This is a genomic window from Desulfovibrio sp. GTC20076 (assembly GCF_055385905.1).
The window spans coordinates 671,962-684,016 of record NZ_AP039366.1; the positions used below are offsets into that span (position 1 = coordinate 671,962).

11 protein-coding genes are annotated in these 12,055 nt (G+C 58.2%); 8 read left to right on the forward strand and 3 right to left on the reverse strand.

Going from position 1 to position 12,055, the window contains the following annotated elements; genetic code table 11:
• Positions 1–14 precede the first annotated feature (14 nt).
• The 4 genes from hydE to hydF all read left to right on the forward strand — a co-directional run bounded on the left by hydE (position 15) and on the right by hydF (position 4,115).
• Positions 15–1,010 (forward strand): [FeFe] hydrogenase H-cluster radical SAM maturase HydE, encoded by a 996-nt coding sequence (gene hydE / locus ACZ495_RS02910; protein WP_012625130.1) that lies wholly within the window; start codon positions 15–17, stop codon positions 1,008–1,010.
• 102 nt (positions 1,011–1,112) lie between these two features.
• Positions 1,113–2,369 (forward strand): [FeFe] hydrogenase, group A, encoded by a 1,257-nt coding sequence (locus tag ACZ495_RS02915; protein ID WP_012625129.1) that lies wholly within the window; start codon positions 1,113–1,115, stop codon positions 2,367–2,369.
• 8 nt (positions 2,370–2,377) lie between these two features.
• Positions 2,378–2,752, forward strand: coding sequence for an iron hydrogenase small subunit (locus ACZ495_RS02920; RefSeq protein ID WP_012625128.1), 375 nt, complete (start codon positions 2,378–2,380; stop codon positions 2,750–2,752).
• 136 nt (positions 2,753–2,888) lie between these two features.
• Positions 2,889–4,115 (forward strand): [FeFe] hydrogenase H-cluster maturation GTPase HydF, encoded by a 1,227-nt coding sequence (gene hydF, locus ACZ495_RS02925; protein WP_012625127.1) that lies wholly within the window; start codon positions 2,889–2,891, stop codon positions 4,113–4,115.
• Between the two features lie 110 nt (positions 4,116–4,225).
• Here hydF and ACZ495_RS02930 read toward each other — a convergent pair whose 3' ends face one another.
• Positions 4,226–5,059, reverse strand: a complete 834-nt coding sequence (locus ACZ495_RS02930; RefSeq protein WP_464262571.1) for an AMIN domain-containing protein — start codon at positions 5,057–5,059, stop codon at positions 4,226–4,228.
• Positions 5,060–5,102: 43 nt separating this feature from the next.
• Positions 5,103–6,371 (reverse strand): tetratricopeptide repeat protein, encoded by a 1,269-nt coding sequence (locus ACZ495_RS02935; RefSeq protein ID WP_012625125.1) that lies wholly within the window; start codon positions 6,369–6,371, stop codon positions 5,103–5,105.
• Positions 6,372–6,440: 69 nt separating this feature from the next.
• Here ACZ495_RS02935 and ACZ495_RS02940 point away from each other — a divergent pair, with 69 nt between their 5' ends.
• Positions 6,441–6,794, forward strand: coding sequence for a hydrogenase maturation nickel metallochaperone HypA/HybF (locus ACZ495_RS02940; protein ID WP_012625124.1), 354 nt, complete (start codon positions 6,441–6,443; stop codon positions 6,792–6,794).
• Between the two features lie 170 nt (positions 6,795–6,964).
• Complete coding sequence (hypB, locus tag ACZ495_RS02945; RefSeq protein ID WP_464262572.1) at positions 6,965–7,633, forward strand: hydrogenase nickel incorporation protein HypB; 669 nt, start codon at positions 6,965–6,967, stop codon at positions 7,631–7,633.
• Positions 7,634–7,969: 336 nt separating this feature from the next.
• Here hypB and ACZ495_RS02950 read toward each other — a convergent pair whose 3' ends face one another.
• Complete coding sequence (locus ACZ495_RS02950; protein WP_296986488.1) at positions 7,970–8,953, reverse strand: peptidoglycan glycosyltransferase; 984 nt, start codon at positions 8,951–8,953, stop codon at positions 7,970–7,972.
• A 307-nt stretch (positions 8,954–9,260) separates the two neighbouring features.
• Here ACZ495_RS02950 and ACZ495_RS02955 point away from each other — a divergent pair, with 307 nt between their 5' ends.
• On the forward strand, positions 9,261–9,989 hold the full coding sequence (locus tag ACZ495_RS02955; protein WP_296986486.1) for an SPOR domain-containing protein: 729 nt from the start codon (positions 9,261–9,263) through the stop codon (positions 9,987–9,989).
• A 171-nt stretch (positions 9,990–10,160) separates the two neighbouring features.
• Positions 10,161–11,618 (forward strand): catalase, encoded by a 1,458-nt coding sequence (locus ACZ495_RS02960; protein WP_296986485.1) that lies wholly within the window; start codon positions 10,161–10,163, stop codon positions 11,616–11,618.
• Positions 11,619–12,055 lie beyond the last annotated feature (437 nt).

Here is a 12,055-nt window from a genome sequence, read left to right on the forward strand (position 1 = left end):
CTCCGGGAGGATTCATGCGCCGCGAAGACATTCTTGACCTGCTTTTCAACACTCCCTGGCATGAACTGCGCCTGCGTGCCGCTCATGTTCTGGAGAGTGAAAAAGGTTTTCATGTGCATGTGCGCGGTCTTGTTGAGTTTTCCAGCAACTGCCGCCGCAACTGCCTTTACTGCGGCTTGCGGGCGGACAACCACAGGCTGCAGCGCTATACGCTTTCCCGGGAACGCATACTTGAAGCGGCCGCGGCGGCGGCCGCCGCCGGAGCCGACACCATTGTGCTGCAGTCGGGTGAATATGCGGTCAAGCCCGAGTGGCTGGCCCGCGTCATCGCCGATATCCGCAGCAGGTCTGACCTTCCGGTGACGCTGAGTGTGGGCGAGCAGCCGGCGGCGGCCTACGCCCTCTGGAAAGAGGCCGGGGCCGTGCGTTATCTGCTCAAGCACGAAACAGCCGATGCAAAGCTCTATGCTGTCCTGCATCCCGGCCATGATTTGCGGCAACGCATCGCTTGCCTGCACACGTTGGCTTCTCTCGGTTATGAGTGCGGTTCTGGTTTTATGGTGGGGCTGCCGGGGCAGCGCCCCGAAAGCCTCGCTGACGATATTCTGCTGGCGCGCCGTCTGCGTGTAGCCATGTGCGGCGTGGGACCGTTCATTCCGCAGGCTCATACGCCTTTGGGAAAATCTGTCGGCGGCAGCGCGGCCTTGACGCTGCGGGTCATGGCCGTCCTGCGGATTGCCCTGCCCTGGGCCAACATTCCTGCAACTACGGCACTGGCTACCGTTGATGCCGCCAGCGGCCAGCGCGATGGCCTGCTGGCCGGGGCCAATGTGCTCATGCCGGGCTTCACCCCGTCCGATGTCCGGGAAGATTACTGTATCTACGACAACAAGAATCGTGTGGATCTTGCCGCCGCCCGCCAGGCCATTGAAGGTGCTGGCCGACGGCATGCGCTTGACATGCCGCATATGGCAAACGCCCCTGCCCCGGAGGCGGCAGCGCGGCCATAGGCAAGGGTCAAGTTCTGTGCCGGGTTCCGGCTGCACTGTAGGGAGCGTGCGCGCAGAAGCGCGCCGGAAAACTGTTTCACCTGTTACCGCCAGGAGGTTGGAATGCCGCGCATTATTATGGAACATATCCAGTATGAGCCACATGTGCCGCCCAGAGGCGCTGACGGCGACAAGATGCTTTTTGTCCAGATTGACGACAAAAAATGCATAGGTTGCGATCTTTGTCAGGAATATTGCCCCACCGGGGCCGTGTATGGAGAAACCGGCCTTGCCCACACGGTAGCCTACCCCGAACCGTGCATTAACTGCGGCCAGTGCCTGACCCACTGCCCGGAAATGGCTATCTATGAAACGCAGACCTGGGTTCCCGAGCTTCAGGAGAAGTTGAAGGACAAAAACGTCAAGTGCATCGCCATGCCTGCTCCGGCGGTGCGCTATGCCCTTGGCGAGGCCTTTGGCCTTCCTCCGGGCACGGTCACCACGGGCAAGATGCTGGCGGCCCTTAAAGCCCTGGGCTTTGACCATTGCTGGGATACGGAATTCGCCGCTGACGTGACCATATGGGAAGAGGCGTCGGAGTTTGTACAGCGGCTGGGCGAAAAAAAGCATCTTCCCCAGTTTACGTCCTGCTGTCCCGGTTGGCAGAAGTATGCTGAAACCTTTTATCCTGATCTTCTGCCGTATTTTTCTTCCTGCAAGTCGCCCGTCGGCATGAACGGCCGTCTGTCAAAAACCTATGGGGCGGAAAAGCAGGGCTATGACCCGGCTCAGGTGTACACTGTGTCCATCATGCCGTGCATTGCCAAAAAATATGAAGGCCTGCGCCCGGAAATGGCCGCAGGCGGCCAGCGCGACATAGACGCCACCCTCACAACCCGCGAACTGGCGTACCTTATCCGCCAGGCCGGGATAGACTTTGCCAGACTGCCTGAAGGCCAGCGCGACAGCCTCATGGGCGAGTCCACAGGCGGGGCGACCATTTTTGGCGTTTCCGGCGGTGTTATGGAAGCGGCGCTGCGCTACGCGTATGAAGCGGTGACCGGCCAGCGTCCCGATTCGTGGGACTTTAAAGAGGTGCGCGGTCTCAAGGGCGTAAAGGAGTATGCCGTTACCATCAACGGTACGGAACTGCGCCTTGCCGTGGTGCATGGGGCCAAGCATTTTGCCGCCGTGTGCGATCAGGTACGCGCCGGAAACTCGCCTTATCATTTCATCGAATTCATGGCCTGCCCAGGAGGTTGCGTCTGCGGCGGCGGCCAGCCCATCATGCCAAACCTGCTTGAGTACGCTGAACGCAAGGCCACAAGCCTGTTCGCGGGCCTCAGAAAACGGCTCGCCAACGTTTCAACCAACGCATAGGAGGCGGTATGTCGATCATCAGCACAACGAGACGGGGATTTCTGAAAGGCGCATGTATCCTGTCCGGCGGTCTGCTGCTTGGCGTGCGCATGGTGAACAAGGCCCATGCCGCGGTCAAGGACATCAAGGATTATATGGCAGACCGCACCAAGGCCGTCTACGGCGCGGATGCGGCCTTTCCCAAAAGGGCCTCGCAGGATAACGCGCAGGTCAAGGCCCTGTATGACAACTGGCTGGGCAAGCCCCTGGGACACAAGTCTGAAGAGCTGCTGCATACCAGCTGGTTTGACAAGTCCAAGGGGCTTAAAGCACTGGTGGACGCCGGGCTGTATCCCAATCCCCGACATGCGGAATTTGCGCAGAGCGCCTATCCTTACGAATAATGCTTTGTAGCCGGGGCCGCATGATTGGCCCCACGGGGGACCTGCACCCGGGTCCCCCGCCCGAACAGGCCGGCACGGTTTACCCCGCTGTGCCGGCCGCCACGTTCCGGCGGAAACACCTGTATGGGAGTTTGTCATGAAAGATGCGCCCAAGGGGCTTCGTCTGCATATCGCCGTTCTCGGTCGCTGCAATGTGGGCAAGTCTTCGCTGCTCAACGCATTGTGTGGGCAGGACGTTGCCATTGTGTCCGCCACTCCGGGCACGACAGCCGACCCGGTGGAAAAAACGCTTGAAATGGCGCCGCTGGGGCCGGTTGTTTTTCTTGATACCGCCGGTACTGACGATACGGGCGAGCTTGGAGGATTGCGCGCCGGGCGGAGCCTTGCGGCCATGACCAGAGCTGACCTGGCTTTGCTGGTAACGGATTCTCCGTCCTGGGGGCCGTATGAACGTGACCTTGCCGCTCGCCTGAAAGAGCAGGAAATACCCTTTGTGGCCGTGCGCAACAAGGCGGACCAGCCGGGGAGCATGGCGCGCCCACAAGGCCTGTCCGATGAAGTGCCTTTTGTCTGCGTTTCGGCGTACAGCGGCCAGGGACTGGATGCTGTACGCGCGGCCCTGATGGCGGCAGCCCCTGAGGGTGCTCTGCGGCAGCCGCCGCTGGCAAGCGATCTGCTGCCTGACAAGGGGGTGCTTGTCCTCGTGACGCCCATTGACTCCGGCGCCCCCCGCGGCAGGCTGATTCTGCCGCAGGTTCAGACCATTCGTGACAGCCTGGACGGGCGAAAGATATGCCTTGTTGTCACAGAGGCGGAATTGCCCGCAGCGCTGCGCTGTCTGAAAAAAGCGCCCGATCTGGTCGTGTGTGATTCGCAGGTGGTGCATGCGGTCGATCGTCATACACCGGAGTATATTCCCATGACGACCTTCTCCATTCTCATGGCCCGGTTCAAAGGTGATCTGACCTGTCTGGTCCAAGGTGCGGCCACGCTGAGAAAACTCAGGTCCGGTGACAGTGTGCTGATTCAGGAGGCGTGCTCCCATCATGCACAGAAGGATGATATCGGCAGGGTCAAACTGCCGCGCCTGCTGCAAAAAATGGCGGGTGGCGGCTTGCGTATTTCCATTGCCGCAGGCAAGGAGTTTTCCGGGTACAGCGGGGATTGCAAGGCCGTCGTGCATTGCGGCGGCTGCGTTATTACGCGCGGGCAGATGATGGCGCGCCTGCACGCTGCAACCCGGGCGGGGCTGCCCATCACCAATTACGGAGTGGCTATTTCTCTCGCCCAAGGGGTGCTGCCGCGTGTACTTGCGCCTTTTCCCGAGGCGCTGCGGGCGTATGAAGACGCGTGCTGCCTGTGACCGGTATGCGTGCGGTTACTAGGTGTCGGACGCATGCGTGTCCCGAAACGTCAAGGCCCCGGCATATACGCCCGGGGCCTTGACGGTGAAAGATCGGGAATACAGGGTGATTACTGGTCTACCCTGATATCCAGAGACAGCCTGTCCTTTGAAAGGATGTAGCGTGTGTGCGCAGGCTTGCCGGAAAGGTCAATAACCACTCTTGTCTTGTCCGTAAATTTCCCCAGGCGCACATTGGTGACCAGAGGATTTTTTGGAACCCCGGGAGCTTTGATCTGCCACTTGCCTTCAAGGTCGATGACGAGCCTTTCCGGATTGTTAAGCGTCATGCTCTTATAGTCGATGGGCGCGGTGCCTACCAGGCGGACAGTGGCTCCTTTGTCGCGGGAAAAAACTACAAAGCGGGTGATCTCAAGCTTTTTGGGGGCGGGTTTTTCCGCCGTGGTGCGCTCCTGTGTTTTTTTCTCGGCGGGCTGCGTTTTTTCTGTGGCCGCCAGAGGCGTCTGCGCGGGCGCGGTGCTCTTTGTTACGGTTCCGGCCTGCCGGGCGGCGGGTGTTTCGCCTGCGGTGCTGGAAGGCACGGAGGTGTGCTTTACCGGCTCGGGCAGGGGCGCACGCACTGGGGCGCTGGGCATTTCTGCATCCGGGCGGGACGCGCGGTCGGGCGGTGTGAGGCTGTGGCTGGATTCCACAGGCAGGGGCGGCAGGTAGGGGGCTGCTGTGCCGTCGGAAGCCAGCGGCCGACTGTCACTGCCGGGCAGCAGAGTGCCGGGGGCTGCGTCCTGCGCTTCGGGGAGTCCCGCAGCGGCATCAGCAGCCTGCGAGCTTATGGTTGTCTGCGTGATGGGGGTCTGCTCCGGTTTACGCAGCTTTTCGTTAAGCATAATAAGGGCCATGCCCAGTACACAGACAGCCAGAAGAAGACTTAATATTACTTTGTTCATGCCAAAAGGCTCCTGCCAAAACAAGTGTTGACCAACTGCCGTTTTACCGGCCGGGCGAAGCGCTTCGCCCCCGGTTTTGCAGCTTTTCTTTGCGAATATATACAAGCATCCGAAAATACAGACCCTTATCGCTATTCATACCCATGGCCGTGCGAATATGGGCGGCCGCATCATCGTATTGCCCAAGCATACAGAGAATGCGGGCCAGATTAAAGTGGGCATGGTCATCATCCGGAGCCAGTTGCACAACCTTGCGGCTGAACAGAAGGGCCAGATCCGGATGGGCACTTTGCCGCAGCCTCACGCCGAAGTCTCTGAACATGTGCTTGTGAGCTGTGCAGATATCTTCTGTTGTTTCGGCAAGCTGTTCAAGCGCTTTTAAAGCCCCCTGGCGCTCGCGCGGGCGCTTCAGACGGAGCAGCGCCTGACGGAAGGTTTCGCGCAGCTTCGATTCTGTCATCTTGGCTTTGCGTGCGGCTTCGGGGTCGTAAACTCGGCTTACTGTCGCCGCGCCTGCACTCCGCAGCGTCGGAGGGGAGAGTGAGGAATCTTCTGAAACGGAAAGATTGCTGCCCGTTGCCCTGGACCGCGCTTTTTCAGCCTCGGAGCGCGCAAGCGCATCCAGGGCAGCCTCGGGAAAGGCTGTGCTTTTCTGTTTCTGTAAAAGAGGGATCTGTTTTTCGGCAGTTCCGGGGCGTGGTGCTTCCGGCGATACCGCAGACCGTTGCGTAGCAGCGGCCTGCGCTGCAGGCGCGGCGGGGAAGGTTGCGGAAGATTTCTGGCTTGCAGTGGAAAATTTTTGTGGCGCAGCAACAGGCGAAGAGTCTGGCGGGACGGATTCCCGCCCGGCGGCCGGGTCAGCCTCGTGTCCGCCTGCAGATCTGTTCCGGGGGCCAGCCTGTTCCTTTGGGCCGCCTTGTGTTTCATCCTGCTCGGGGGCCTGGGGTTGTGCCGTGCTCCGGGGCTGTTCCTCCTGCCTGGTCTCCTGAGCGGTTTTTGTTTTTTGTCCTGTAGTTACAGTTTGTTGTGTATTGCCCGCCGCGTTTTTGCTTTCAAGTTGCGTGAGGTCAGGCGTAGTGACAGGCATCGCCAGGATTTCCGGCTCTGCCTTGAAGTTTTTTTTGAAGGATCTGGCGCTGATTCTTTCGGGATCAGCCAACGGCTGGAAGGCGTTGTTGAGTTCTTGTACCGCAAATGCCCCGTCCGGCAGCTCCCAGACAAAGTAGTGGGTTTTGCGGCGGCTTTCCGTCCAGTCGGTGGAAAAGGAGTACACGCCTGAGAATTTTGAGCGACGCATGCCCGAAATGTACATTATTTACGCCGAATGGCAAGAATGGCTTACGGCCTTTACGTGGCAGGGCCTTTGAGCTAGTATGCCGCCATGCACGAAATGGCCATCGCACAGAGCTTGCTGAAAATGGCGGAAGAGGAAATTACCCGTCAGGGCTGTACCCGTCTTGAGGTGGTGAACGTCAAATATGGCGCTCTCGCCGGACTGGTGCCGGAATCTCTTCAATTCTGCTTTGAAACCATGATTCAGGGTACGCCCCACGAGGGTGCGCGCCTTGAAATGGAAGAATTGCCGTTGCAACTGCACTGCCCTTTTTGCGGCGCAGACTTTGGCGGTGAAGGGCAGGATGCTCTTGTACAACCCTGCCCCGGCTGCGGTGAGCAGTTCGGCCATGTGGTCAAGCAGGGCAGGGAGCTGTACCTGAACCGCCTTGAGGCCAGCTGACCGGAACCGGATCGGGCATCAGCCCCGGGCAGTACAGGGCGCTGCACAAATGCGGCGGCTTTCTTGTCGATGGCACTTTTTTAACGATCTATATCATTCATCATCGCCTTCTCAACGTACCGATACTTCACATAAAAGACCCCATTGCCGGGGCCTGCAAGGAGACTGGCATGCAAATTCCCGTGGTTCGCAATGTGCTGGAAGCCAATGAAAAAATGGCGGCTCATGTGCGCAAGCGGCTGTCTGACAGCGGGATTCTGACCCTGAATCTCATCAGTTCGCCCGGCGCGGGCAAGACCACGCTGCTGGAGCGCACGCTTACCGATCTGGCGGGAGAGTTTCGCATGGCCGTGGTGGAAGGCGACCTGCAGACAGACAATGATGCGCGCCGCGTGGCCGCTACCGGGGCACAGGCCGTGCAGATCAATACCGATGGCGGCTGCCACCTTGACAGCAATATGATTCTGACAGCGCTGGATAGTCTTGATCTTGAAGGCGTGGATATTCTTTTTATCGAAAATGTGGGCAATCTTGTCTGCCCTGTGGAATTTGACTGTGGTGAAGATGCCAAGGTTGCCCTGCTGAGCGTTGCCGAAGGCGACGACAAGCCCGAGAAGTACCCGCTTCTTTTCAATCTGGCCCAGGCGCTCGTGCTGAACAAGGTAGACCTGCTGCCCTATGTGGACTTTGATATGGGGCGGGCCTGTAATTTTGCCACCAAGCTCAACAAGGAGCTGGATATTTTTGAAGTTTCCTGCCGCCATGGGCAGGGTCTTCAGGAGTGGTACGACTGGTTGCGCGCCATGCGGGCTGCCAAAAAAGAAGGCCGTCCGCTTTAAAGGCCTCTGTACAGCGTTGACAGAACTTGCATGCCCGTCCCGGGAAAGTGCCGCACGGCTCTGTGCTGCATTTTTCCGGGACGGTTTTTTGCGGCACACAGAAAACATTTACAACTCAGCTGCGCCAGTCAACGGCCATGATTTTGTGGTTAAAAAGTATGGCGCTGGATGCTGTTATCATGCCTGGGCATCGTGTTTACCCGGCAAAGGCGGCAAGGCTGCCACGGGGATTGTGACAGACATAGCGCCCGGATACTAAAAATCCCGGCAAGAACCGGGATTTTTATGGCCCGCAAAAAGCGGGGCAGAAACAGGCGCGTCAGGTCAAGGACATGCTCAACGGCCGCCTTCGCCAGCCTGATAGGCGGCCACATCCACAACAAGATTTTTTGATGTGGGGCGCAGGGTCAGGGTAAAAAGCTGTACGTCCTGCCTGGGGGTGTCGGCATCGGCCAGGTTCGGCAGCATGGCTGCCGGAGCAAGCATGATGGTGGCCTCGCCCTGACCTGCCGCCAGAAAATAGTCCAGCACCTGCCGGAGCATTTGCCGGTGCTGTGCGGCGTCTGTTCTGGGCAGTTCTACAAAGTCCATGTCAAGCCCCGGCAATTCGGCCTGCCAGGGGGCGTAGCCCTGTGCATAAAGCGTTTCAAGCAGCTTGTTCAGAGTGGCAGCGTCAAGCTTGCGGCGCAGTTCCATATGTTCAAGGCGGTCGGGATTGCCGGGCCGCGCCGTACTGGCCGTGCCGTTTTCCGCCTGACCGGGCAAAAGGCGCGCAGCCCAGACCATACCGGCAAAGCCAAGACTGGTGAGCACGGCGTCGTTGTCGTCATGAGGCGGGCTTTTGTCCAGCAGGGCGCACACATCCTTCATGCTCATGCCGGGGCGAAACTGGTCAAGCATGCAAACTGGGCCACTGTTTTCATCGGGTAAAAGGCTCTGCATCCGGGCGCTGAACTGACGGCTCCCGCCTTTGGACGTCGTCAGGGTCATCTGGTCGGGCCGGGGGCCGAAGGCGAGGCTGGCGGCCTGTCCCACGGGTACGGCGCTGAAGGTCCAGAGGGCCAGCCCCGTATCCAGCCGCAGATCTGCCGTTCCACCGGGATTTTCAATTTCATCGCTTCCGCCGGGAGCCATGTCCAGTCGGGCAAATTGCGTAACGCCTTTGCGCTGCAGGCTGATGTTGAGAAGATCTTCTTCTGTTTTATTAGCAATGGCAAGAAGTTGAGGCCCTGCTGCCAGGCTGTGCCCCGCCCACAAAAGAAAAATAAAGCAGATGAAAAAACAGGGCAGGCTTCGCTGCGGATAATTACTGAAGGTCATGCATACACTCCCAATGTCTGTACCCGGCGTCTTAGAGACAGGCGCATTATAGCAGAGCGCGGGGGCGGCCCGCAAGTCGCCTTTCAGAGGGCATGCAAAACGTATTTTGGGGTATCCGCGGGAAGACTGCAGGCGGATTGTTGCCCGTGTGCGATATGAAGCGCGTCAGCCGGCAGCTTCGGTTCAACGGCTATTGCGGACGCCCTTTACGCACAGGGGCGCGCCTGCTATGTTGCGGCATGTGCGCTTCTGCCCGGCTTCTGCCTGAAAAGTTCGCGCGCAACTCTTAATCCAGAAAGGAAAAAACATGCCTTCAGTGTTTCGTAGCAAGTCACCGTCAGGCCAGGAAGAACCTTCAAAATGCCTGTGTCTGCGGCCATCTTCTTTGCTGGCGGCGTGTTTTCTTGTGGTGGCGGCCATCGCGCTTGCCTATGTGGGAGGCGTCATGAGCGGGCGGGCCTACTGGCGAAGCCACGGGACACAGCAGACGGCCATGAACAGAACGCAGGGCGGGCCTGCTGAAAGCGAACCGCAGGCGGAAGACGTGCCGCAACAACACATCCTGGCTCCTGAAGAACTGAAGTTTGCGAGAGTGCTGCGGGGCGAAAGCCTGCCTCCGGGTATGGCCGAAGGCCTTAAGCCCGGCGAAGTGGCGGCGGCTCCGGCGCATGGGCAGCAGGCCGGCCCAAAAACCGTTCAGAATGTCGTGCCTGCGACCCCGCCACCCACAGGGCAGGCTGTACAGGCGGCACAGGCCGACCAGCCCGTGGTGCTGAACAGTCTGCAACCTATAAGTAACACATTCGATTATGTATTTCAGGTTGGAGCGTTCAAGGATGAAGAAAGTGTGGATAGTCTGCGTCAACGCCTTGAGGGCCGCGGCCTGAGAACGCGCATGCAAAGGTCGGGCAAGCTGCTTGTTGTTTTTGTGATGCTGCGGGGGAACGATGCCAGAGCTGAAGAAGTAGTGCAAACCTGCGAAAGCTTGAGCCTCGGTAAACCCATCCTGCGCAGTAAAACTGCTGTAACACACTGATATTAAGATGAAACAGAGAGCATAAAGAAGGAGATTTTCGGTTGTTCATAAATGGTAATAATTACTATTTACATATGGGCCTATCCATGTCATCTTCCTGCAAGAGGCGGTCACTGAGTCCGGGGCCGCAATTTTCCTGGACTGCACAGACAAACCAAGGAGACGACCACTATGTCGAACGACCAGAACAAACTTACCAATAATGCCGGTGCGCCAGTGGCTGACAACAACAGGGTGCTTACTGCAGGGCCGCGTGGCCCCATGTTGTTGCAGGACGTATGGTTTCTTGAAAAGCTGGCCCATTTCGACCGTGAAGTTATCCCGGAACGGCGCATGCACGCCAAAGGGTCGGGCGCTTACGGCACTTTTACTGTCACGCACGATATCACCCGTTTTACTAAAGCTTCCCTCTTTTCTCAGATAGGCAAAAAAACAGATCTTTTTGTGCGCTTTTCCACAGTGGCGGGTGAACGCGGCGCGGCCGATGCCGAGCGTGACATCCGCGGATTTGCTATCAAGTTCTATACAGATGAAGGCAATTTTGACCTTGTGGGTAATAACACTCCCGTTTTTTTCCTGCGGGATCCTTTAAAATTTCCCGACCTCAACCATGTGGTCAAACGCAATCCGCGCACCAACATGCACAGCGCCCAGGACAACTGGGATTTCTGGTCTCTCTTGCCCGAAGCCCTGCATCAGGTCACCGTGGTCATGAGCGATCGCGGTATTCCGGCCTCGTATCGCCACATGCACGGCTTCGGCAGCCATACTTTCAGTTTTATCAATGCGAACAATGAGCGCTTCTGGGTCAAGTTTCACTTTAAAACCCAGCAGGGAATCAAAAATCTTACCGATGCCGAGGCCCAGGATCTTGTGGGCCGCGACCGCGACAGTCATCAGCGCGATCTGTTTGAGCATATTGAAAAAGGCGACTTTCCTCGCTGGAAGCTTTTTGTGCAGGTCATGCCCGAAACTGACGCTGAAAAACTGCCTTACCATCCCTTTGACCTCACCAAGGTCTGGTACCATAAAGACGTACCCATGTACGAAGTGGGTGTGCTGGAACTGAACCGCAATCCTGAAAACTATTTTGCAGAGGTGGAGCAGGCTGCGTTCAACCCCGCCAATATCGTGCCCGGTATCGGTTTTTCGCCGGACAAGATGCTTCAGGGCCGCCTGTTCTCCTACGGCGATGCACAGCGCTACCGCCTGGGCGTGAATCACCACCTTATCCCCGTGAATACGGCGCGCTGCCCCTTCCACAGCTATCATCGCGATGGTCAGATGCGCGTGGACGGCAACTATGGCGGCCATACCAACTATGAGCCCAACAGTTACGGCGCCTGGCAGGAACAGCCTGAAACTGCGGAACCGCCCCTGAAAATCAATGGCGACGCCGACCACTGGTCCTACCCTTGCGATGACGCGGACTACTTCGAGCAGCCGGGCAAACTGTTCCGCCTGATGACGCCGGAACAGCAGGAGGCGCTGTTTGGCAATACGGCCCGCAACCTTGGTGATGCCCCCAGGGAAATAAAGCTGCGGCACATCCGCAACTGCGCCAAGGCCGATGCGGCCTACGGCGCGGGAGTGGCCAGGGCCTGCGGCATTGACCCCGCAGAAATATAGAGTCCCGGGCTGTCAGGTCTTACTGATCTGCAGCCCGGCAGTCTGACCCTGGCTTTCTTCTGACACTTCCCGTCCGGCAGCCTTCCTGTCGGCATGTGCCCCATAGGCCCCCCCCGGAATTTCCGGGGGGTTCCTTTTTTACAGGTCGCAAGGCAGGACACGGCAGCCCTGCAGCATTGTTTGCTGTGCGCTTGGAGCAGGAGCACTGTTTTTCAGAATGCTGACACAGTGTTGTGCTGGTTATTTTTCGCTTATTATCCATTAAAATAGAAATATACTATAGTTTTATCATTTTTTAGGTCTGGCTGTTGCTGAACAGGTACCGGGTAGTCCGGCTGTGGATGGTCGCGTGCGCCATGCCTGCGACATGTATCATGTCCGGTGGCGGCAGCCTTGTGGACAAGGGATACAGCTCTGGCTATGCTTTATGCGCAGCC

Bases quoted from the DNA above. Each gene is read 5' to 3' on its own strand.
- ACZ495_RS02950 (WP_296986488.1), bottom strand. From the start codon at position 8,953: ATGACCTTCAGTAATTATCCGCAGCGAAGCCTGCCCTGTTTTTTCATC.
- ACZ495_RS02920 (WP_012625128.1), top strand. From the start codon at position 2,378: ATGTCGATCATCAGCACAACGAGACGGGGATTTCTGAAAGGCGCATGT.
- hypB (WP_464262572.1), top strand. From the start codon at position 6,965: ATGCAAATTCCCGTGGTTCGCAATGTGCTGGAAGCCAATGAAAAAATG.
- ACZ495_RS02915 (WP_012625129.1), top strand. From the start codon at position 1,113: ATGCCGCGCATTATTATGGAACATATCCAGTATGAGCCACATGTGCCG.
- ACZ495_RS02960 (WP_296986485.1), top strand. From the start codon at position 10,161: ATGTCGAACGACCAGAACAAACTTACCAATAATGCCGGTGCGCCAGTG.
- ACZ495_RS02955 (WP_296986486.1), top strand. From the start codon at position 9,261: ATGCCTTCAGTGTTTCGTAGCAAGTCACCGTCAGGCCAGGAAGAACCT.
- ACZ495_RS02930 (WP_464262571.1), bottom strand. From the start codon at position 5,059: ATGAACAAAGTAATATTAAGTCTTCTTCTGGCTGTCTGTGTACTGGGC.
- hydE (WP_012625130.1), top strand. From the start codon at position 15: ATGCGCCGCGAAGACATTCTTGACCTGCTTTTCAACACTCCCTGGCAT.
- hydF (WP_012625127.1), top strand. From the start codon at position 2,889: ATGAAAGATGCGCCCAAGGGGCTTCGTCTGCATATCGCCGTTCTCGGT.
- ACZ495_RS02940 (WP_012625124.1), top strand. From the start codon at position 6,441: ATGCACGAAATGGCCATCGCACAGAGCTTGCTGAAAATGGCGGAAGAG.
- ACZ495_RS02935 (WP_012625125.1), bottom strand. From the start codon at position 6,371: ATGTACATTTCGGGCATGCGTCGCTCAAAATTCTCAGGCGTGTACTCC.